The organism is Mesorhizobium sp. YL-MeA3-2017 (genome assembly GCF_030814575.1).
GTDB classification, from domain to species: Bacteria; Pseudomonadota; Alphaproteobacteria; order Rhizobiales; family Rhizobiaceae; genus Mesorhizobium; species Mesorhizobium terrae.
This window is the reverse complement of the sequence record NZ_JAUSVH010000001.1, coordinates 458,670-475,005: the sequence shown is the minus strand read 5'-3', so window position 1 is coordinate 475,005 and position 16,336 is coordinate 458,670. Positions and strand designations below refer to the sequence as shown.

The 16,336-nt window shown below is 63.5% G+C and carries 20 protein-coding genes; 7 read left to right on the top strand and 13 right to left on the bottom strand.

Going from position 1 to position 16,336, the window contains the following annotated elements; all coding sequences use genetic code 11:
• Positions 1-10: 10 nt before the first annotated feature.
• Both QFZ88_RS02175 and QFZ88_RS02170 read left to right on the top strand, forming a co-directional pair.
• On the top strand, positions 11-637 hold the full coding sequence (locus QFZ88_RS02175; RefSeq protein WP_024925100.1) for a uracil-DNA glycosylase family protein: 627 nt from the start codon (positions 11-13) through the stop codon (positions 635-637).
• A 102-nt stretch (positions 638-739) separates the two neighbouring features.
• Positions 740-1,231, top strand: coding sequence for an Lrp/AsnC family transcriptional regulator (locus tag QFZ88_RS02170; protein WP_024925101.1), 492 nt, complete (start codon positions 740-742; stop codon positions 1,229-1,231).
• Between the two features lie 59 nt (positions 1,232-1,290).
• Here the strand turns inward: QFZ88_RS02170 and QFZ88_RS02165 are convergent, their stop codons facing one another.
• From QFZ88_RS02165 to moaA, 10 genes are all read right to left on the bottom strand, one after another.
• Positions 1,291-1,995 (bottom strand): DNA alkylation repair protein, encoded by a 705-nt coding sequence (locus tag QFZ88_RS02165; RefSeq protein WP_024925102.1) that lies wholly within the window; start codon positions 1,993-1,995, stop codon positions 1,291-1,293.
• Positions 1,996-2,015: 20 nt separating this feature from the next.
• Entirely contained in the window at positions 2,016-2,444 is a 429-nt protein-coding gene (locus QFZ88_RS02160) for a cell envelope integrity protein TolA (protein WP_024925103.1), read from the bottom strand.
• A 1-nt stretch (position 2,445) separates the two neighbouring features.
• Entirely contained in the window at positions 2,446-3,315 is an 870-nt protein-coding gene (locus QFZ88_RS02155) for an NAD(P)-dependent oxidoreductase (protein WP_024925104.1), read from the bottom strand.
• A 200-nt stretch (positions 3,316-3,515) separates the two neighbouring features.
• Positions 3,516-4,337, bottom strand: coding sequence for an ABC transporter permease (locus QFZ88_RS02150; protein WP_024925105.1), 822 nt, complete (start codon positions 4,335-4,337; stop codon positions 3,516-3,518).
• Positions 4,334-5,047, bottom strand: a complete 714-nt coding sequence (locus QFZ88_RS02145; protein WP_024925106.1) for an ABC transporter permease — start codon at positions 5,045-5,047, stop codon at positions 4,334-4,336. The genes QFZ88_RS02150 and QFZ88_RS02145 overlap by 4 nt, the downstream gene beginning before the upstream one ends.
• A 112-nt stretch (positions 5,048-5,159) precedes the next feature.
• A complete protein-coding gene (locus QFZ88_RS02140) occupies positions 5,160-5,945 on the bottom strand; it encodes an ABC transporter substrate-binding protein (protein WP_024925107.1) in 786 nt (261 codons plus the stop codon).
• Positions 5,946-6,143: 198 nt separating this feature from the next.
• Entirely contained in the window at positions 6,144-6,653 is a 510-nt protein-coding gene (gene mobB / locus QFZ88_RS02135; protein WP_024925108.1) for a molybdopterin-guanine dinucleotide biosynthesis protein B, read from the bottom strand.
• Positions 6,650-7,279: a molybdenum cofactor guanylyltransferase MobA gene (gene mobA / locus QFZ88_RS02130; protein WP_024925109.1), complete on the bottom strand. Its 630-nt coding sequence runs from the start codon at positions 7,277-7,279 to the stop codon at positions 6,650-6,652. Before mobA ends, mobB begins: the two co-directional genes overlap by 4 nt.
• 56 nt (positions 7,280-7,335) lie before the next feature.
• Positions 7,336-8,256 (bottom strand): DMT family transporter, encoded by a 921-nt coding sequence (locus QFZ88_RS02125; RefSeq protein WP_024925110.1) that lies wholly within the window; start codon positions 8,254-8,256, stop codon positions 7,336-7,338.
• A 154-nt stretch (positions 8,257-8,410) separates the two neighbouring features.
• The gene (gene moaA / locus QFZ88_RS02120) at positions 8,411-9,406 is read right to left on the bottom strand and encodes a GTP 3',8-cyclase MoaA (RefSeq protein ID WP_024925111.1); all 996 of its coding nucleotides are present in this window, start codon (positions 9,404-9,406) and stop codon (positions 8,411-8,413) included.
• A gap of 199 nt (positions 9,407-9,605) precedes the next feature.
• On the opposite strand from moaA, the gene QFZ88_RS02115 reads away from it, so the two are divergent.
• On the top strand, positions 9,606-9,959 hold the full coding sequence (locus tag QFZ88_RS02115; RefSeq protein WP_024925112.1) for a gamma-butyrobetaine hydroxylase-like domain-containing protein: 354 nt from the start codon (positions 9,606-9,608) through the stop codon (positions 9,957-9,959).
• Between the two features lie 166 nt (positions 9,960-10,125).
• A complete protein-coding gene (locus QFZ88_RS02110; RefSeq protein ID WP_024925113.1) occupies positions 10,126-10,737 on the top strand; it encodes a pyridoxamine 5'-phosphate oxidase family protein in 612 nt (203 codons plus the stop codon).
• Positions 10,738-10,772: 35 nt separating this feature from the next.
• On the opposite strand, the gene QFZ88_RS02105 is transcribed toward QFZ88_RS02110, so the two are convergent.
• On the bottom strand, positions 10,773-11,225 hold the full coding sequence (locus QFZ88_RS02105) for a MarR family winged helix-turn-helix transcriptional regulator (RefSeq protein WP_024925114.1): 453 nt from the start codon (positions 11,223-11,225) through the stop codon (positions 10,773-10,775).
• Between the two features lie 48 nt (positions 11,226-11,273).
• On the opposite strand from QFZ88_RS02105, the gene QFZ88_RS02100 reads away from it, so the two are divergent.
• Positions 11,274-12,185, top strand: coding sequence for an alpha/beta hydrolase (locus tag QFZ88_RS02100; protein ID WP_024925115.1), 912 nt, complete (start codon positions 11,274-11,276; stop codon positions 12,183-12,185).
• 17 nt (positions 12,186-12,202) lie between these two features.
• Here the strand turns inward: QFZ88_RS02100 and QFZ88_RS02095 are convergent, their stop codons facing one another.
• Together QFZ88_RS02095 and QFZ88_RS02090 are read right to left on the bottom strand one after the other, a co-directional pair.
• Positions 12,203-12,598, bottom strand: a complete 396-nt coding sequence (locus QFZ88_RS02095) for a rhodanese-like domain-containing protein (RefSeq protein WP_024925116.1) — start codon at positions 12,596-12,598, stop codon at positions 12,203-12,205.
• A 74-nt stretch (positions 12,599-12,672) separates the two neighbouring features.
• A complete protein-coding gene (locus QFZ88_RS02090; protein WP_024925117.1) occupies positions 12,673-13,305 on the bottom strand; it encodes a TetR/AcrR family transcriptional regulator in 633 nt (210 codons plus the stop codon).
• A 100-nt stretch (positions 13,306-13,405) separates the two neighbouring features.
• On the opposite strand from QFZ88_RS02090, the gene QFZ88_RS02085 reads away from it, so the two are divergent.
• Positions 13,406-14,152: an SDR family NAD(P)-dependent oxidoreductase gene (locus QFZ88_RS02085; protein ID WP_024925118.1), complete on the top strand. Its 747-nt coding sequence runs from the start codon at positions 13,406-13,408 to the stop codon at positions 14,150-14,152.
• Between the two features lie 223 nt (positions 14,153-14,375).
• Positions 14,376-16,298 (top strand): L,D-transpeptidase family protein, encoded by a 1,923-nt coding sequence (locus tag QFZ88_RS02080; RefSeq protein WP_024925119.1) that lies wholly within the window; start codon positions 14,376-14,378, stop codon positions 16,296-16,298.
• Positions 16,299-16,336: the final 38 nt, after the last annotated feature.

The window sequence follows — 16,336 nt, the reverse complement described above, 5'->3', positions numbered from 1 at the left end:
GGCAGGGTCTATGCTCAGCACCGAACTGGAGCGCCTGACCGAGGCGGTGCGCGCCTGCCGCATCTGCGTGGACGCGCCGCTTGGAAAGCCGTTGCCGCACGAGCCGCGCCCGGTGTTGATACCGTCGTCGTCGGCGCGCATCATGCTCGCCGGCCAGGCGCCGGGCACCAAGGTGCATCTTTCCGGATTGCCGTTCACCGACGCTTCCGGCGACCGACTGCGTACCTGGCTGGGCGTCACGTCGGAAGAATTCTACGACGCCGACAAATTCGCCATCGTGCCGATGGGTTTTTGCTTCCCCGGCCAGGATGCCAAGGGCGCCGACCTGCCGCCGCGCAAGGAATGCGCGCCGGCCTGGCGGGCGCCGCTGATGGCGCTGATGCCGCAGATCGAGATCGTGCTGACCATCGGCATCTATGCGCAGGGCTGGCACATGGGCACGGCCCGCCGGGGATCGCTGACCGAGACGGTACGGGATTGGCGCGCCGTCTGGGACAGTCGTTCTGGCCCGAAAGTGCTGCCACTGCCACATCCTTCCTGGCGCAACACTGGCTGGCTGAAGCAGAATCCCTGGTTCGAAATAGAGTTGCTGCCTTTCCTGAGATCGGAAATACGCTCTCGAATTAACCCCGGATGACGCAAATTATCACTCGTTTTGTTGCGATGCGGCAGAATTCCTTTCTTGTTTGTGACGGAAATAAGAGGGAATATGGGGAAATATTTTCCCTGGGAGCCGAAAATGGATCGTCTCGATAGAAAAATCCTCCGCCTGTTGCAGGAGGACGCAACGCTGGCGGTCGCGGACGTTGCCAAGAAGGTCGGGCTCTCGACGACGCCCTGCTGGCGCCGTATCCAGAAGCTCGAGGAAGAGGGCGTCATCCAGCGCCGTGTCGCGGTGCTGGACCCTGAAAAGATCAACGCCCGGGTGACGGTGTTCGTCTCGATCCGTACCAATTCGCACAGCCATGAATGGCTGCGGCGTTTTTCGGAAGTGATCCAGGAGTTTGCGGAGGTGGTCGAGTTCTACCGCATGAGCGGCGACGTCGACTATCTTCTGCGTGTGGTGGTGCCCGATATCGCCGCCTACGACGCCTTCTACAAGCGGCTGATCGCCAAGATCGAGATCCGCGACGTGTCTTCGGTGTTTGCGATGGAGCAGATCAAGTTCACCACCGAAATGCCGCTCGACTACATGATCCTGGATCGCGAGTCCGGATCCAACGCGGCCTGAGGCGTCTAACCGTTCTGTGACTCGGCGTCGCGCGAAAGCGCGACGTTGAGCAAGCCGGTCTAGCTGCGCCTGGCCAGCCTCTCCAGCGTCTTCGGATTGGTCAATTCGCGCACGGCGTCCTTGCCGATCCAGCGTGCGGTCTTGTCGGGAGAAGCGGCCAGCTTCTCGGCCGTGGCAAGTGCCGGGCCATGCAGCGCCATCCGGCGCTTGCCGATCTCGCGCAGGGCCCAGTTGACGGCCTTCTTGACGAAGTTGCGGGGATCTCCCGCATGCGCCTCGATCAACGGCAGAAAAGCCTCGAAGGTGGCGTCCGGCTCCTTCTTGCGGTGCACCGACGCCCAGGCAATCATCGCGAAAGCGGCGCGGCGAACGAATTCGCGCTCGTCGGCCGCGAATTCGGCGATCAGCGGCTGCCAGTGGTCGGTGTCGACGAACAGGCTGGTAACGCCGTCGACAACATCCCAGGAATCGAAAGTCTCGGCCCAAGCCCTTGCGTCATCTATGGAAAAGCGCTTCGGGTCGACAGTTGAGCAGGCAATGAACTGCGCTTCGACGATACCGCTTTCCCATAGCTCGAAAGCCCGCTCGTGATTGCGTTTGATCTTCCTGGCAATGTCGCGCTGGGGACCGTGCGGAATACCGAGCGACCGCTCGATCCTGATGCCGAAACGCTGCATGCCCTGGCGTTTTTCCTCCGAGGCGAGCGTATGCAGATGAGCGAGGATTTCGGCTGCGGTCGAGGCGGGAGAAAGAGGATCTGTCATGGCTTTCCCGGATAAGCTTTTCAAAGGGGCTTCGATGGGTCGAAGGTAATCGTCATCTCTTTCCAGCTGTCGTATGGCGCCAATTCAACCAGTTTCGGAAAAGGCGAGCATTTCCGGATGGCCCGTATCGCGCTTTGAACAAGGGCCGCGCGTTTCTTGTCCTGTGGCGTCGCGACGATCCGAGGGGGGCCGACAACCGTGCCGTTGTCGTCGAGTTGGATGCGGACGGTTGCCTCGTGGCCGGCCAGTTCCGGCGTTTCCCGGACCAGTCCCTTGCGGTCGAGTTTCAGCCGAATGATGACGGCACCGATGCCGGAAGCATCGGCGGGAACAATCCAGCAGCGCACTATTTGACCGCGGACATAGTCGGCCGCGGTCTTCTGCGGGTCAGCGCCGGCGGGACCGGATGCGATGAGGAGCGCCGACAGCAGGAACGGCGCCCGGCGCATGCTATTTCTCCAGGCGGGCAAGCAGCGAGGAGGTGTCCCAGCGGCTGCCGCCCATCGCCTGCACATCCTTGTAGAACTGGTCGACCAGTGCGGTGACCGGCAGGCGCGCGCCATTGTTGTCCGCTTCGGCCAGGCAGATGCCCAGATCCTTGCGCATCCAGTCCACGGCGAAGCCGAAATCATATTTGCCGGCATTCATCGTCTTGTGGCGGTTTTCCATCTGCCAGGAACCGGCCGCCCCCTTGGAGATGACCTCGACGACCTTTTCGATGTCGAGCCCGGCCTTCTTGCCGAAGTGGATGCCTTCGGCGAGGCCCTGGACCAGGCCGGCGATACAGATCTGGTTGATCATCTTGGTGAGCTGGCCGGCACCGGCCGGACCCATCAGCCCGACCATGCGCGCGAAGGCGGAAATGACCGGGCTGGCCCGCTCGAAAACATCCTCGGCGCCGCCGACCATGACGGTGAGCACGCCGTTTTCGGCACCGGCCTGGCCGCCCGAAACCGGCGCGTCGAGGAAGGAAAAGCCGCGCTTCTCGGCTTCGGCGGCGAGCTCACGCGCGACTTCGGCGGACGCCGTCGTATTGTCGATGAAGACGGAGCCCTTCTTCATGGCATGGAAGGCGCCGTCGGGCCCGATGGTGATGGAACGCAGGTCGTCGTCGTTGCCGACGCAGGAAAAGACGAAGTCCTTGCCTTCGGCGGCCTGTCTCGGGGTGAGGGCGACATTGCCGCCATGCTGGGCGGCCCACTTCTCGGCCTTGGCGGTGGTGCGGTTATAGACGGTGACGTCGTGGCCGCCCTTGTTCTTCAGGTGCCCGGCCATCGGATAGCCCATCACGCCGAGACCCAGATATGCCACCGCTGCCATGCCGAAAATCCCTTCAAATCGCTGCGGCGGCAGTCTTAGCGCATCGGCCCGAAAATCGGAATCGATTTTCGGTAAGCACGATGCGCAGCTTCAAAGTGCTGGAGCGTCCTTTGCGCGTCCGAATGGACGCGCGGCGCTCTAGCCGATTGCGGCGCGCTTGGGCAATTCATGGCTTGGTCCAGCCGGCAAACGCGGCCGGGTCAGCGATGCAGATGGCGGGTGATGCGCCGCTCGATCCATTCGATGCAATGCCGCAGCGCCTCGACCATGATGAGATAGAAGATGGCCGCCCAGATATAGGCCTGGAAGTCGAAGGTGCGCGAATAGGTCAGGCGGGTGATGCCCATCAGGTCGTAGACGGTGATGATGGCGACGATGGCCGAACCCTTGATCATCAGGATGACTTCGTTGCCATAGGGGCGCAGCGCCACGATCAGAGCCTGCGGCAGGATGATCTTGCGCAGCGTCTGCAGCTTGTGCAGCCCCAGCGAAGACGCGCCTTCCCACTGGCCCTTTGGCACGCTTTCGATGGCGCCGCGCAGGATTTCGGCCTGATAGGCGGCGGTGTTCAGCGAAAAGGCGAAGATCGCGCAGTTGAAAGCATCGCGGAAGAAACTCCACAGTCCGACCATCTCAAGCTGCGGACGGAAGGAGCCGAGACCGTAATAGATAAGGAAGGTCTGGGCGAGCAGCGGCGTGCCGCGGAAGAAATAGACATAGGCGTAGGCGAAGCCAGAGAGGATCGGGTTCTTCGACATGCGCGCATAGGTGATCGGAATGGACAGCAGCGCGCCAAGGACGATCGATATCGCGACCAGGGTCAGCGTGACTTCGATGCCCGACAGATAGCTCGGCCCGTATTTCTTGATCAGCTCCGGGTTCCATGACGCGACAAGGAACCAGACGAGACCGAGGCCAAGCAGCGCCCATAGCGCCAGGAGCACATGGCCGGTGATGCGGGCCTTGGTCCAGCCGGGCGCCGGCTCCGCCGGTTTTTCGACGATGGCTGTTGCGGTGCTCATCGATTTGCCTCCCGGCGACCGACGGCGCGCTCAATGGCGTTGATGCCGAAGGAGGAGATGATGGCGAGCACGAGATAGATCAGCGCCGCATAACCGAAGAACAGGAAGGCGTGCTTGGTGACACGCGCGGCGACGCCTGCCTGGCGCAGAATGTCGGGGAGGCCGACGGCGGACACCAGCGCGGTGTCCTTGAGCAGGATCAGCCACAGATTGGCGAGGCCGGGCAGGGCGATACGGATCAATTGTGGCAGCACCACGAGACGCATGGTCTGGCCGCTGGTGAGGCCTACCGCGAAACCGCCTTCATACTGCCCCTTGGGAATGGCGCGGAAGGCGGAGAGGAAAACTTCGCTGGCGTAAGACGAGAAGACGACGCCGAGCGCGATCATGCCGGAGACGAAGGCGTTCACCTCGACGGTGCCGGTGGGGTCGAACAACTGGACCAGCTTCTGCAGCGCGATCTGGGCGCCGAAGAAGACCAGGAACAGGGTCAACAGTTCCGGCAGGCCGCGGAAGATGGTGGTGTAGACATTGCCGGCCAGCCGCAGCGACGGGTCCTTGGATTGTTTGGCCAGGGCAATGAGGAAGCCGATGACGAGACCGACGGGCAAGGTAGCCGCCGCAAGCGAGATCGTGATCAGAACGCCATAGGCGATTTGTTTGGACCAGCCATCTGGTCCCCAGCTAAGAAGCGTCCATACGCTTTCCATGCGCCCGCCTGTCCCCATCCTCGTTAGACATGCCGTGTTCGTCCCCATGACACGGCTTGATCTGGCAAGAAAGGCGGGAAATTCCCGCCTTTCGCCGTTTCAACAATAAGTCTTAGGATTCCGAACCGTAGACGTCGAACTTGAAGTACTTGGCGTTGATTTCCTTGTATTTGCCATTGGCGCGGATGGCCTTGATGGCGGCGTTCAGCTTGTCCTTGAGTTCGGTGTCGCCCTTGCGCACGGCGATGCCGGCGCCTTCGCCGAAGATTTCGGGGGGCTGTGGCGAGGGCTGGCCGAGCAGCTTGCAGCAGGCGCCATCCGGCGTCGCCAGCCACTGGCTGAGCACCACAATGTCGTCCTCGACCGCGTCGAGGCGGCCATTGGCGAGGTCGAGCTGATACTCCTGCGCGGTCGGGTAAGGCTTCACCGTCGAATCGGTATAGGTCTTCGAGGCGTAGTTGAAATGGGTGGTCGAGGACTGCACGCCGACCGACTTGCCGGCGAGATCTGCCTTAGCCACGCCCTTGACCGTGCTGTCCTTCGGCACCGCGAGGGCCGAGGGCGTGTTGTAGTACTTGTTGGAGAAGTCGACCTTTTCCTTGCGTTCCGGGGTGATCGACATGGAGGCGACGATGGCGTCGAACTTGCCGGCCTGCAGCGCCGGGATGATGCCATCCCAGTCCTGGGCGATGAATTCGCACTTCACCTTCATCTCGTCGCAGAGCGCCTGGGCGATGTCGATGTCGAAACCGACGAGCTTGCCGTCGGAGGTGAGGTTGTTGAAGGGGGGGTAGGCGCCTTCGGTGCCGATCTTGACGACCTTCTCCTGGGCCTGGGCTGCGCCAAGGGCCAGCACCATGGCCGACGTGGCGAGCGCGATACGCATTGCAATACGCATGATGATCCTCTCTGTTGGTCTCGGCCGTTCTGACAACGGCTCGTTGGGGCGAGTTTCTTATCGCCCGCTGGCCGGATAGTGGAACTTTTTCGCAAGTGAAAGCAACTGCAAAACCGCCGACAAAGCTTTTCAGCCTCGGCAAAATTACGTGAGTTTTAGGCATATCGCAGGGGAAGCTTGCCGGCCGGCGGACGTCTTTCAGGCGGCCAGACCCGTCTGCCGTTCGACGAAGTCGGCTATCGCGGCGACGTCGTTCAAATCGAAGACAGGCAGCGTCTCGCCGGCTTGCGGATGGTCGGCGGCGACGGCGACGATGCTGGGGTCCGACGGCGCCAGCGGTGCGCAGTCCTTGGCCTCCAGCCGGCGCGCCTCGATCTTCAGATGGCTTTCGCGCTTGTAGCCTTCGACGATGACGATGTCGGCCGGCGCCAGCCTCGCCAGTATATCGGAAAGCTTCGGCTCGTCCTCGCCGCGCAATTCGTGCATCAACGCCCAGCGCCGCCCCGAAACGATGGCGACTTCGGTGGCGCCGGCCTGGCGATGGCGGAACGAATCGGCGCCTTCCTTGTCGATGTCGAATTCGTGGTGGGCGTGCTTGACGGTGGAGACGCGCCGGCCGCGCCGCACCAGTTCGGCTACAAGCTTCTCGGTCAGGGTCGTCTTGCCGGAATTCTTCCAGCCGGTGATGCCGAAGACGCGGTTGTTCATGCCGGAAGCTCTTGCAGGATACGCTCCGCCTCCACGAGGTCGGCGGGTGTGTTGATGTTGAAGAACGGGTCGAGCGTGCCGTGGCGCAACGGCGCCAGCGGGAATTCGACCTCGACGAAGCGGTGGCGTTCGATGAAGGACAGCACTCGCCGGTTGCCTTCCTCGACCAGGAAATGCCGCAGCGGCTCGCGCAGCGCCAGCGGCCACAGTGCAAAGGTCGGGTGCGGCCGGCCGGACGAGCGCGCCATGGCAATGGTTCCGGCCTCCGCGGCGGCTTCGCTCAGGCCGACGACCAAGGTTTCGGGGAAGAACGGCGTGTCAGCGGCGACGGTGACGATCGCGCGGCAGTTGGTCTCGGCCGCCGCCCATTCCAGGCCGGTCAGCACGCCGGCGAGGGGGCCCGGAAAACCGGCGACGCTGTCGGGCAGGATGGGAGCGTCGAAATCCGCGAAGCGGGCCGGGTCGCCATTGGCGTTGAGGGCGAAGCGGCCGACCTGGGGCTTGAGCCGCGCCGTGACGCGCTCGAGCACGGAGTGGCGGGCGAGCGGCAACAGGCCCTTGTCGCCGCCGCCCATGCGGCTCGACAGGCCTCCGGCCAGGATAACGCCCGCAATCTCCGCATTCATCGTATCGATCTCCCCTGCCGCGGCGGACTGCATTCCAGCCGCCACCCGCCTTCAGCCTATATGCCGTCCGGCTCCATGGCCGGTCCAGTGCTTTCGGCGGCAATGCGGTGCTTGCCGGCGACACGCTCGCGATAGAGCGTGTAGAGGCCGGAGGCGACGACGATGGCCGAACCGGCCAGCATGGTCGCATCGGGAACATCGCCGAAGACGAGGAGACCGAGCAGCAGCGACCACAGCAGCGCCGTGTAGCGATAGGGGGCGATGAAGGAGATGTCGCCGGCGCGCATCGACAGGATGACGAACTGATAGCCGATCAGCAACAGGCCGGCGGCAAGCACGAGCAACACAAGATCTGCCGTCGTCATCGGCGTCCAGCCACCCATGGGGGCAAGCAGGACGCCGCCGAGCAGGGTGATGACGACCGCCGTGGAGGTGGAGACCAGCATGGTCGGGATCTCGACCGGGATCTTGCGGGTGACGAGGTCGCGCACGGCGCAGCAGGCGACGCTGGCCAGCGCCAGTAGCGAATAGACGCTGAAACCCTCGAAACCCGGGCGCACGACAACCAGCACGCCGAGAAAGCCGATCAGGATGGCGAGCCAGCGGCGCCAGCCGACGCCCTCGCCGAAGACCAGGGCAGCGCCCATGGTGACGGCGAGCGGCAGCGCCTGCATCACCGCCGAGACATTGGCGAGCGGCAGGTGGACGAGTGCGAGGAGAAAACTCACCGTGCCGCCGGCCTCGGCCAGCGCGCGCAGGGCAACCAGCGGGTGCAGCACCAGATGCGGAGCGGCGAGCGCGCCGCGCCGCCAGGCCAGCACCGCGATCAGTGCGGAAGCGAAGACGCCGCGCACCAGCATGACCTGCGCCATGTTCATCGAGGCCGAGGCGTGTTTGGTGATGGCGTCGTTGAAGGCAAAGCCGACCATCGCCACAACCATGTAGAGCGCGCCACGGAGGTTGGGCGAGAGAGGCAAGGGCGTTTCCTGTCAGGCGTTCGAGCAAAGCCGTACCACCGACGCGCGAAACTGCAACGGTCAAGCGCTGGGCCAGCACCAGGAAGTTGTTCGGAAAACTCCGCTTCCGTGTCGGAATTGGTCGTCTTGGAGCGGTTCGGCCACGATCGGCCGATCAGCCCCCGGTGACGCTCATGTGGCGGGCCACGGCCGGCCGGCTGCTGCGGCGGTCGATGATGAAATCGTGGCCCTTCGGCTTGCGGCCGATCGCCTCGTCGATGGCATTCGAAACCAGCTCGTTGCCCTCGGAAGCGCGCAGCGGCGCGCGCAGGTCGGCGGCATCCTCCTGGCCTAGGCACATATAAAGCGTGCCGGTGCAGGTCAGCCGGACGCGGTTGCAGCTTTCGCAGAAATTATGCGTCATCGGCGTGATGAAGCCGAGCCGGCCGCCGGTTTCGGCGACCTCGACATAACGTGCCGGGCCGCCGGTCTTGTAGGCAATGTCGTTGAGCGTGAAGCTGCGCTCCAGTTCTGCGCGCACCAGCGACAATGGCAGATACTGGTCGGTGCGGTCAGCCTCGATCTCGCCCATCGGCATGGTCTCGATCAGCGTCAGGTCCATGCCGCGGCCATGCGCCCAACGCAGCATCTGCGGTATCTCTACGTCGTTGAAGCCCTTCAGCGCGACCGCGTTCAGCTTGACTTCGAGGCCGGCGGCCTGGGCGGCATCGATGCCGGCCATCACCTTGTCGAGATGACCCCAGCGCGTGATGGAATGGAACTTGTCGGCATCGAGCGTGTCCAGCGACACGTTGATGCGCCGCACGCCGCAATCGGCCAATTCGCCGGCGAAACGGGCAAGCTGCGAGCCGTTGGTGGTCAGGGTCAGTTCTTCGAGGGCGCCGCTCTTCAGATGGCGCGACAGTTCGCGCACCAGGTGCATGATGTTCTTGCGCACCAGCGGCTCGCCGCCGGTCAGGCGCAGCTTGCGCACGCCCTTCTCGATGAAGACGGTGCAGAGCCGGTCGAGTTCTTCCAGCGTCAGAAGGTCTTTCTTCGGCAGGAAGGCCATGTCCTCGGCCATGCAGTAGACGCAACGGAAATCGCAGCGGTCGGTGACCGACACGCGCAGATAGCTGATGGTGCGACCGAACGGGTCGATCATGTTCATGCGGCAGTTCCGTTACTCGGAGCCGAAGCGCGGCCCGCTATAACCATCTATGTGATACGAAGTTGCTTGTCGTTCAAGATCGCCGATCTTGGCTTTTCGTCCGATGCGGGGAACGACACAATGTGTCGAATGCGCGAAACAGCTTTCCCAAGAGCGGTCATGCGGCGTAGGAAGGCGAATTATCGCAAAGGAAGTCACGATGTCGGCACCAAAGGAATTGAGGGTCTCGAAGGACCGCAGGCTGCTGACGGTGACTTTTCCGGACCACCGGCCGTTTGAACTGCCGGCCGAACTGCTGCGGGTGCTGTCGCCGTCGGCCGAGGTGCAGGGCCATTCGCCAGAGCAACGGGTGACGGTGCCCGGCAAGCGCGACGTGGCCATCCTCAAGATCGAGCCGGTTGGCAATTATGCGGTGCGCATCACTTTCGACGATTTCCACGACACCGGCATCTTCACCTGGAACTACCTGCATACGCTGGGCCACGAAATGGACAGCCGGTGGCAGGGGTATCTGGACGAATTGTCGGAAAAGGGACTGAGCCGGGATCGTTAGAGCGCCGCGCGTCCATTCGGACGCGCAAAGGACGCTCTAACACTTTGAATTTGCGCATCGTGCTTACCGAAAATCGATTCCGATTTTCGGGCCGATGCGTTAGCCGGGCTTCGTCGTCAAACTGTTACATGGTTGCGTTAGCCGGCGGGCAGCAAGGATGAGGGCGATGTCGAAAATAGAGACCGTCGAACAACTCGAAGCGCTTTACGGGCTTCCCGGCGAGGCTTCGCTGGTGAAGGAACTCGACCATATCATTCCCGAATACGCCGCCTTCATCGAAGCCTCGCCCTTCGTGGCGCTGGCCACTGTCGGGCCGGAGGGGTTGGATTGTTCGCCGCGCGGTGACCTCGCCGGCTTCGTGCGCATCCATGATGCAAGAACGCTGATGATGCCTGACCGGCGCGGCAACAATCGCGCCGATTCGCTGAAGAACATCATCCGCGACCCGCGCGTCGCCCTGCTGTTCCTGGTGCCGGGCTCGGGCACCACGCTGCGCGTCAACGGCCGCGCTGAAATATCCATCGATCCCGAACTGTGCGCGTCGTTCACGGTCGAAGGAAAACCTGCACGGTCGGTGACGGTGGTCGCGGTCGAAAAGGTCTATTTCCAGTGCGCCCGCGCCATTCACCGCTCGGAATTGTGGAACCCGGAAAAACACGTCGACCCGAAAAGCCTGCCGACCCCCGGCCAGATCCTCGAAGTGACCAGCCGCAAGGGCATCGACGGCGAGACCTACGACAAGGAATGGCCGGAGCGGGCTAAGAAGTCGATGTGGTGAGGCTTTGCCGGGCCGCGCTGCGATAGCAGGCGCTGCTATTCCACCTTCATGGCTTCGGTGATGCGCTGCATCATGGCGCCCATGCGGTCGCATTCGGCCGGCGACGACTGCGACATCACCTGTTCGATCAGTCCGTTGTAGATCGCCAGGGCCTCCATCAGCAGCGCCTCGCCGCTGTCGGTGAGGGTGAGCCGCATCACCCGCTTGTCCTTGGCATCGTTCTCGCGTTGGACCAGGCCGCGCGTTTCCAGTTGCGGCAACAGCATGGTGATGTTGGAGCGTCCCACCAGCAATTTGCGAGCGAGATCGTGCTGCGACATGCCGGGATGCCGGTAGAGGTTCATCAGCATGTCGAGCTGCGCCAGCTTCAGATCCAGCGGCTGCAGCGCCTTGGTCAGCGCCGCCACCACGGCCTTTTCGGCGCGCACCAGAGCGATCCAGTTGCGGAATCGCGGATTGTCCCAAGGCAAGTCTTGTTTTTTGTTCATTCTTGAACTAACATGTTCATCATTGAACTAATATGGTGGATCGCCACTATGGCATCATTTGGTTTGAAGGTCATCCGGGGCATGTTCGGCGTTGGTGAGCGTATCGCGCCCGGTTTCGCGGGCCGTATCGCCTTCCAATTGTTCTGCCGCACGCCAAACGTCAATAAGCCGACTGACAATGAGCGCCGCGCTGTCGAACGCGCGGCCGATTTCATGGCCGAGGCACGCCATCATCGGCTGAAGACCAAGGCAGGCTGCGTCGCCGTGCACGAATTTCGCCCGGAGCCAGGCAAGGCGGCGCGTGGGACGGTTCTCGTCATCCATGGCTGGCGCTCGCGCACCGAATATATGCGCGCGCTCATCGAAGGATTTTTGCGCGACGGCTACAGGGTGGTCTCGCTCGATCTGCCGGGGCACGGCGCTTCCAGCGGCCGCAGGCTCAACATGATCAATGCCGTCGAGGCGACACGGTTGGCCGGCGACTGGTTTGGCCCTTTCGTCGCCACCGTCGGCCATTCCTTCGGCGGCGCCGTGGCGACCAACGCGGCCGTCGGCTCGGTCAAGGGGTTCCTGCCGGTCGGCACCGACAGGCTGGTGCTGATCGCGGCTCCTTGCTCGATCCCGGACCTGTTCGCCGAGTTCAGCCGCATGCTCAATGTCGGTCCGCGCTCGCAGCGGGTCATGGCCGGCGAGGTGGAGAGGCTTTCCGGGCGACCGCTCTCGGAATTCCAGGGCGACCGGCAACTGGCCACGACGCCGCTGCCGACGCTGGTTATCCACGCGCCGGACGATCGCGAGGTTTCGATGCGCCACGCCGAACTTTACGCCAGCGCTGGCGACCATGTCCGGCTGCACCGGGCGGAAGGGCTCGGCCACCGCCGCATCCTCGCCGATCCCGGCGTGGTGCAGAGGTCGATCGCTTTCGCGGCTGAGCGCGTCAAACCCGAATTGGTGCACTAAGCTCGAACAGGCCGGCTCTATTTCTTGGCTTCGGCCAGTTCGACCGGCAGGCCGGCGTCTTTCCATGCGGTGAAGCCGCCCAATATGTGCTTGACCGGCGCCAGGCCCATATCCTGCGCGGTCTTGGTGGCGAGCGCCGAGCGCCAGCCGCCGGCACAGAAGAAGACGAAGCTCTTGCCCGAGGCGAAATAGGGCTTGTGATAGGGGCTTTCCGGATCGATCCAGAATTCCAGCATGCCACGCGGGCAATGCTTGGCGCCAGGGATGCGGCCGTTCTGCTCGACCTCGCGCGGGTCGCGCAGATCGACGAAGATGGTGCCGTCGTCCTCGAGCAACGCCGCCGCCTGATCGGGCGACACCGCCTCGATCTCGGCATTGGCCTCGTCCAGCATCTGGCGAAAGCCCTTCTTCACGGCATTCCTCCGCAGGTCTTCTGTCAATTTCGAAACATCGTTGCGGGGATTTCCAGCATACGGCAGCGCGTTTGTCACGCGTGGCGATCGCCCTTGGCCCGTGCTTTCTCGACCAGGGGCTGGAAGGCCGCCATGGCGCAATCCGCAACCGCCGCCAGTTCCTCACGCGAGGCGCCGTCGCGCGCGATAATCGACATGCCGTGCTGGGCGGTGGCGTAGAACAGCGCCGCCGCTTCGCAGTCAAATCCCGCCGGCAGATCGCCTACGGCGACGCTGCGCAGGAAGCGTCCGCGCAAGGCATCGACATTGGCGGCGCGCCGGCGGCGCAGGTCGGTGCAGATCGCGCCGGAGGTGGAATCTCGGTGCAGCGCGCTCAGCGCGATGAGGCAGCCCTGCGGGCAATCCGTGCGCGAATAGGCGTCGACCGTCGCGCCAAGGAAGCCGGCCATGGCGGCCCGCGCCGTCGGGGCGCTCTCGATCGCTTGCCATATCTCGGTGCCGACCACCTTGTTGTAGTGGTCGGTGGCCTCGAGAAAGAGCGCTTCCTTGCTGCCGAAGGCGGCGTAGAGGCTGGGCGAATTGATGCCCATCGCCGTGGTCAGGTCGCTCAGCGACGCGCCTTCGTAACCTTTCGTCCAGAACACCTCCATCGCCCGCCCGAGGGCGGCGGTGCGATCGAAACTGCGTGGACGTCCGCGGTCGGCCATGGGGTCTTCCTTTCTGTGTTGATCAATACATAAATGTCTTGACGGCGCTGCGCAACATCGCCAGATGTTTATGTATCGATTGATACAGAAAGGAATATCGATGACTTCCACCAATTTGCAGGGCAAGGCAGCGCTAGTGACCGGCGGCAGCAGGGGCATCGGCGCGGCGATCGCCCGCAGGCTTGCGGCCGAAGGCGCGGACGTGGCGATTACTTATGTCAACGGCGCCGACAAGGCCGAAGCCGTGGTCAAGGAGATCAAGGCGAGTGGGCGTCGCGCCGTCGCGATCAAGGCCGACAATCGCGACGCCGAGGCGGTCGAACGTTCGGTCAAGGAAGCGGCCGGCGCGCTCGGCCGGCTGGATATCCTGGTCAACAGCGCCGGCATCTGGCGCGCGGCTCCGGTGGGCGAGCTTTCGCTTGCCGATTTCGACGAAACGATCGAGGTCAATCTGCGGGCGCCGTTCGTTGCCTCCAAGGCTGCTGCGGCGCTGATGGGCGAGGGTGGCTCGATCATTTCGATTTCATCCAACCTGGCCGACCGCGTGTCGGACCCGGGGCTTGCCGCCTATTCGGCGAGCAAGGCGGGGCTGGTCGGGCTCACCAAGGCGCTGGCGCGCGATCTCGGGTCCCGTGGCATCACCGCCAACATCGTCAATCCCGGATCGACCAACACCGATATGAACCCTGCCAACGGGCCACATGCCGAACACCAGCGCCAGAAGATGGCAACGCCGCGCTTCGGCGATGCCTCGGAAATCGCCAGCCTGGTCGCCTGGCTTGCCGGTCCGGAAAGCCGTTTCGTCACCGGCTCGGCCTTCACCATAGACGGCGGCGCCAACATCTGAGGCAACCGTTCCGGGCCTGATTTCGTTGATAGCGGGGTAGGGATGGATTCCCGCCCCGCTGGCCAGTTCCCACAGGACCATTCTGCAACAGTGTGAGTGGTTTCATGGAGGCTTAACCAAAAGGGTGTGAAACGTTATCATCCTGCCATAGAACCGCCACGCCTGTGACCAGAGCATCCGCGGCGGAATTCGGGGCCCAGGAACGGGCTGGAGAGGGTGGTTCATGAAATCGCTGGGTAAGAAAACCGTGCTGCTTTCGATCGCGGCTTTGACCGCGACGCTGGCGCTCGGGGCCCCACAGGCCAGTGCCGACGGGCTGTTCGACATGTTGTTCGGCGGCAGTGGCGGCAGGCCGGGCCAGTCGCCCTCCATGCGCGGCGGCGACGATTATTTCGGCGACACCTATGGGCGTGGCGAGCCGCGCAAACAGGTTCGGCGCGGCGAGTTTCCACCACCGCCCGGCACACGCAAGCAGGCGGCGATCGCCAAGATCACCGGGCCGACCTACAATACCTACAAGGCCGATCCGCTGGTCCGGGTCGATTTTTCGTCGCTGTCGGCAGCGCCGCAGAAGGTGGCGTTCGAGCCGGGACAGACCGACGGCGCGTTCCGCGATGCTCTTGCCGGGCTGGTGGGCTACGACCTTCTTGCCGAATCGGCCAATGCCAAGGCGCTTGTCGCCTATTACGCCGCCAATCCGGGCTTCATCTGGGTGACCGGAACCGAGGTCAACGAGCGCGCCAAGCAGGCGCTGCGCGTGCTGGGCGAAGCGGCGAGCTACGGGCTTGCCCCGTCGGACTACACGGTCGAGGTGCCGGTTGCGACCGTCACCGATCCGGCAGCCCGCACGAAGGAGATGATCCGCTTCGAAATGGCACTGTCGGCGCGCGTGCTGCGCTACATCGACGATGCCCAGGACGGCCGCATCGATCCCAACAAAATCTCCGGCTACTATGATTTCCCGGCGAAGCCGTTCGACCGCGAGGCCGCGTTGAAGGCGCTTGCCCATACCCAGGAGACGGCCACCTATCTGGAATCGCGCCATCCGCAGAATCCCGAATACCAGGCGCTGCGTGTCGAACTCGAAACGCTGAAGGCCAGCGAAGAGAACCAGATCGTCGTCGATCCCAAGCTGAAGCTCAAGCCTGGCGAGACCAGCCCGGAGCTACCCAAGCTGTTGTCGCTGATCGCCCGCGACCTCGATGACGAGATGGGCGGCGCATATGGCGAGGTGCTGGCGAGGCTCGGCACCAGCGAGACCTATGGCCAGGAACTCGTGCCTGTCATCAAGGCGGCGCAGAAGAAGGCAGGCCAGAAGGGCGACGGCGTCATCGGGCCGCGCACAGTGGCGGCTCTCGCCGGTTCGTCCAAGGCCGACCGCATCGCCAAGGTGCAATACGCGCTGGAGGAATTGCGCTGGCATCCATCCGATCTGGGCAGCCCGCGCGTGTTCATCAATCAGCCTGCCTACACGGCCAGCTATATCGATGGCGGCGTGGAGAAGCTGAAGACGCGCACCGTCATCGGCAAGGTCACCAACCAGACCAGCTTCTTCTTCGATGAGATCAAGCAGGTCGACTACAATCCCTATTGGGGCGTGCCGCAGTCGATCCTGGTCAACGAGATGCTGCCGAGGCTGAGGCGCGATCCGGGCTATCTCGACCGGGCCGGCTATGAGGTAACGGACGCGCGCGGCAAACGCATTCCCTCCAACGCGGTCGACTGGGGCGCATACGGTTCGAAGATCCCCTACAATGTGCGCCAGCAGCCGAGCGAGGCCAATGCGCTGGGCGAACTGAAGATCCTGTTCCCCAACAAGCACGCCATCTACATGCACGACACGCCGCAAAAGGCATTTTTCCAGCGCGACATGCGGGCACTGAGCCATGGCTGCGTGCGCCTCCAGGACCCGCGCGGCATGGCCGCCGCGGTGCTCGACACCTCGGTCGACTACATTGCCGACAAGCTGGCGCAGGGCCATTCCTCGCAGCAGGTGACGCGCAAGATTCCGGTCTATGTCGCCTATTTCACCGCCTGGCCCGACATGTCCGGCAAGGTCGAATATTTCGACGACGTCTACGGTCGCGACGACCGCTTGCGGCAGGCGCTGGAAGCAGTCGCCGCGGTGCGCAGCCCGTCGAGCTGACGCAAGCGCCCAACAGGCGCTTGCCCATCACTCCGGCC

Excerpts from the sequence above, each read along its gene's own strand:
- QFZ88_RS02105 (WP_024925114.1), bottom strand. The coding sequence starts at position 11,225 with ATGAACAAAAAACAAGACTTGCCTTGGGACAATCCGCGATTCCGCAAC.
- QFZ88_RS02085 (WP_024925118.1), top strand. The coding sequence starts at position 13,406 with ATGACTTCCACCAATTTGCAGGGCAAGGCAGCGCTAGTGACCGGCGGC.
- QFZ88_RS02080 (WP_024925119.1), top strand. The coding sequence starts at position 14,376 with ATGAAATCGCTGGGTAAGAAAACCGTGCTGCTTTCGATCGCGGCTTTG.
- QFZ88_RS02165 (WP_024925102.1), bottom strand. The coding sequence starts at position 1,995 with ATGACAGATCCTCTTTCTCCCGCCTCGACCGCAGCCGAAATCCTCGCT.
- QFZ88_RS02155 (WP_024925104.1), bottom strand. The coding sequence starts at position 3,315 with ATGGCAGCGGTGGCATATCTGGGTCTCGGCGTGATGGGCTATCCGATG.
- QFZ88_RS02160 (WP_024925103.1), bottom strand. The coding sequence starts at position 2,444 with ATGCGCCGGGCGCCGTTCCTGCTGTCGGCGCTCCTCATCGCATCCGGT.
- QFZ88_RS02150 (WP_024925105.1), bottom strand. The coding sequence starts at position 4,337 with ATGAGCACCGCAACAGCCATCGTCGAAAAACCGGCGGAGCCGGCGCCC.
- QFZ88_RS02170 (WP_024925101.1), top strand. The coding sequence starts at position 740 with ATGGATCGTCTCGATAGAAAAATCCTCCGCCTGTTGCAGGAGGACGCA.
- QFZ88_RS02175 (WP_024925100.1), top strand. The coding sequence starts at position 11 with ATGCTCAGCACCGAACTGGAGCGCCTGACCGAGGCGGTGCGCGCCTGC.
- moaA (WP_024925111.1), bottom strand. The coding sequence starts at position 9,406 with ATGAACATGATCGACCCGTTCGGTCGCACCATCAGCTATCTGCGCGTG.
- QFZ88_RS02090 (WP_024925117.1), bottom strand. The coding sequence starts at position 13,305 with ATGGCCGACCGCGGACGTCCACGCAGTTTCGATCGCACCGCCGCCCTC.
- mobB (WP_024925108.1), bottom strand. The coding sequence starts at position 6,653 with ATGAACAACCGCGTCTTCGGCATCACCGGCTGGAAGAATTCCGGCAAG.
- QFZ88_RS02115 (WP_024925112.1), top strand. The coding sequence starts at position 9,606 with ATGTCGGCACCAAAGGAATTGAGGGTCTCGAAGGACCGCAGGCTGCTG.
- QFZ88_RS02100 (WP_024925115.1), top strand. The coding sequence starts at position 11,274 with ATGGCATCATTTGGTTTGAAGGTCATCCGGGGCATGTTCGGCGTTGGT.
- QFZ88_RS02110 (WP_024925113.1), top strand. The coding sequence starts at position 10,126 with ATGTCGAAAATAGAGACCGTCGAACAACTCGAAGCGCTTTACGGGCTT.
- QFZ88_RS02145 (WP_024925106.1), bottom strand. The coding sequence starts at position 5,047 with ATGGAAAGCGTATGGACGCTTCTTAGCTGGGGACCAGATGGCTGGTCC.
- mobA (WP_024925109.1), bottom strand. The coding sequence starts at position 7,279 with ATGAATGCGGAGATTGCGGGCGTTATCCTGGCCGGAGGCCTGTCGAGC.
- QFZ88_RS02140 (WP_024925107.1), bottom strand. The coding sequence starts at position 5,945 with ATGCGTATTGCAATGCGTATCGCGCTCGCCACGTCGGCCATGGTGCTG.